The sequence below is a fragment of the Streptacidiphilus neutrinimicus genome (assembly GCF_000787815.1).
Taxonomy (GTDB): Bacteria; Actinomycetota; Actinomycetes; order Streptomycetales; family Streptomycetaceae; genus Streptacidiphilus; species Streptacidiphilus neutrinimicus.
Window position 1 is genome coordinate 73,493 of record NZ_BBPO01000029.1, and the last position, 2,905, is coordinate 76,397.

Below are 2,905 nucleotides of genomic sequence, written 5' to 3' on the forward strand. Positions count from 1 at the left end.
TCAGGACGCCCGCGTTCGGCTGCGCCAGCTGGGCACGCATGGTCAGTGCCAGGATGCCGCCGACGAGGAAGAAGGCGAACGAGGTGACCAGGTACAGGGTGCCGATGGTCTTGTGGTCGGTCGTCGTCATCCACTTGATGATCGACGTACCGGCCTTCGTCTCCTTGGCCGGCCGGGCCGCGGTGGCAGTACCCCCGCTGAGCCCATGGGGTTCATTGAGGATGGTCATTTCTGGAGGTTCCCCGCTCCCGTGGTAACGATGCCGGACGGGACGTTGCCCGACTGGCCCTTGGCGCGCAGGTCAGCGAGGTGGGCCGCGTACTGAGCCGGGGTGACCACCTTGACGTTGAACAGCATCTGCGAGTGGTCGACGCCGCACAGCTCGGTGCACTTCCCGCGGAAGGTGCCGAGCACGGTCGGGGTGACCTCGAAGTGGTTCACCACACCCGGGATGACGTCCATCTTCATGAGGAAGTCGATCGGCCAGAAGCCGTGGATGACGTCACGCGAGGTCAGGTCGAACTCGGTGGTCACGCCCTCCGGCAGCCACAGCGTGGGCTGCTCGCTCGGGGTGCCGACGTCGTAGGCGCCGGGGCCGTTGACGTTCGCCGCGGTCTGGTCGTGCGGATTGACCTGGTAGTCGTAGTTGAACGCCCAGCTCCACTGGAAACCGACCACGTTGATGTGGTTCGTCGCGTCGCTGGTCTTGAGCAGGTAGTCCTCGTCACGCGCGGTGTAGAAGAAGAACACCGACACCATGATCAGCGGGACGACCGTGAACAGGGCCTCGAGCGGCATGTTGTAGCGGAACTGCGGCGGCACCTCGACCTTGGTGCGGCTACGCCGGTAGAACACGACGGCCCACAGGATCAGTCCCCAGACGAGCGCCCCGACCGCCAGCGCGGCGATCCAGGCGCCCTGCCACAGGAAGAGGACCGTGTGGCCCTGCTGGTCCCGGGGCGTGGGCAGGCCGAGGCGAGGCAGGTCGTTGGACGAGCAACCTGTGGCGGTGGCAAGGACGAGGCCCAGCGTCAGCGCTGAAAGCAGCTTCCGCCGCATCGAGCGCCGCGGCGAGCGGTCGGAGCCGTTGGGACTCACTTAGCGCCTTCCCGAAGTCTCGCCCGCTCACCAGCCGACCGGAGCGCCGGAGAGCTCTCCGGGAGTCCCAGTGGCATGGTCACGGGCAGGGTTTGGATGTTTATGCGGCCCAAACCCTACTCCAGCCCGATCGACGGTTCGCGGGCAGGTCCCACTAACGCGCCGATCATCACCCCACGCTGCCCCCGTTCGGGCGATACCGCAGGTCAGACGGGGTGCGCGGAGGCTCCCCCAGGCGGCCGCGACACGCCGGACGGGCGGCCGGGGGGCCGCCTCCTGACGCCGCATGAGGACGTCATAGGATCTGGGGGCAGGCATCGCCGCCGTACCTGCGCACTTCGGTGCACGCACCATCGGCGGCGTCGGCTGACATGCTGCCATCTCCGGGCTCGTTACGGTGGGACCGTGCCGAATTTCGACGTCGCGTCCACCGTCCCGCTGCATCCCCTGGCCAGGCAGGCTCTGCTGGCCGCGCTGGACGAGGGCTGGGCGGACCCGGCACGGCTCTACCGCGACGCGCGCCAGGCCCGAATGCTGCTGGATTCGGCCCGCGAGAGCATCGCCGCCGACCTGGGCGTCCGCGCCGACGAGCTGAGCTTCACCGCGTCAGGTACGCAGGCGAACCATCTCGCCGTTCTCGGACTGCTCGCTGGAAATCACCGGAAAGGGCGTCATCTCGTTCATTCCGCCGTCGAACACTCCTCCGTACTGCACGCCGCCGAGCGATTCGAGGCGGACGGCGGTTCGGTGACGACGGTTGCCGTCGACTCCTTCGGACGGGTGCTTTCCGACGCCTTCGAGGCGGCGCTGCACTCCCCCGGGACCGCGCTCGCCTGCCTCCAGTCGGCCAACCACGAGGTCGGCACCGTCCAGCCGGTGGCCGAGGTGGCCGAGCTCGCGGCCGAGGCGCACGTCCCGCTCTTCGTCGACGCCGCGCAGTCCGTCGCCTGGGGCAGGGTCGACGGGCCCTGGTCCGCGCTGGCCGCCTCCGCGCACAAGTGGGGCGGCCCGGCCGGCGTCGGCGTCCTGGCGGTCCGCAAGGGCGTCCGCTACCGCTCGCCGCTCCCCGCGGACGAACGCGAGGGCGGCCGCGTCCCCGGCTATGTCGACGTCCCCGCGATCGTCGCCGCGGCGGTCGCGCTGCGCGCCGCCCGACAGGAGGCGGCGGAGGCGCAGGCGCGGCTGCGCCCCCTCGTACGACTCCTGCACGAGCGCGTCCCCGCGCTGGTCCCCGACGTCTCCGTGCTCGGCCACCCGGCGTTGGACGACCCGGCGCGGCGGCTGCCGCACCTGCTCACCTTCTCCTGCCTCTACGTCGACGGCGAGTCCCTGCTGGGCGCCCTCGACCGGGCCGGCTTCGCCGTCTCCTCCGGCTCCTCCTGCACCTCCAGCACCCTGACGCCGAGCCACGTCCTCGCCGCGATGGGCGCGTTGACCGAGGGCAACATCCGCGTCTCGCTCGGCCGCGAGGCGACCGCGGCGCAGGTCGAGGAGTTCCTCTCGGTCCTCCCCCCGGCCGTCGCCGAGGTCCGCGCCCACCTGACGCCCGGGGCGCCGCGGAGCTCCGCCCAGGGCGCGATCGTGGTCGACGTCCTGGGGCAGATGTGCCCCGTCCCGGTCATCGAGCTGGCGAAGGCCTTCGAGGGCGTCCCCGTCAGCGGCCTGGTGGCCGTCCTGAGCGACGACGAGGTGGCGGCGATCGACATCCCGGCCTGGTGCCACCTGCAGAACCAGTCCTACGAGGGCACGGCCCCGGCGAGTGATTTCCTGCCGGAGGCGCACGGAACGGCGTATCTGGTACGGCGGG

The 2,905-nt window shown here is 70.7% G+C and carries 2 protein-coding genes and 1 pseudogene; 1 reads left to right on the forward strand and 2 read right to left on the reverse strand.

Going from position 1 to position 2,905, the window contains the following annotated elements:
* Both TR48_RS44395 and ctaC read right to left on the reverse strand, forming a co-directional pair.
* Window positions 1-229 (reverse strand): annotated as a pseudogene (locus tag TR48_RS44395) (aa3-type cytochrome oxidase subunit I); the annotation flags it as partial.
* Window positions 226-1,098, reverse strand: a complete 873-nt coding sequence (gene ctaC, locus TR48_RS19750; RefSeq protein ID WP_042369160.1) for an aa3-type cytochrome oxidase subunit II — start codon at window positions 1,096-1,098, stop codon at window positions 226-228. The gene ctaC and the pseudogene TR48_RS44395, both read right to left, overlap by 4 nt.
* Before the next feature lie 405 nt (window positions 1,099-1,503).
* On the opposite strand from ctaC, the gene TR48_RS19755 reads away from it, so the two are divergent.
* Window positions 1,504-2,905: cysteine desulfurase/sulfurtransferase TusA family protein (locus tag TR48_RS19755; protein ID WP_042369162.1), on the forward strand; the 1,402-nt coding region annotated here is incomplete at its 3' end.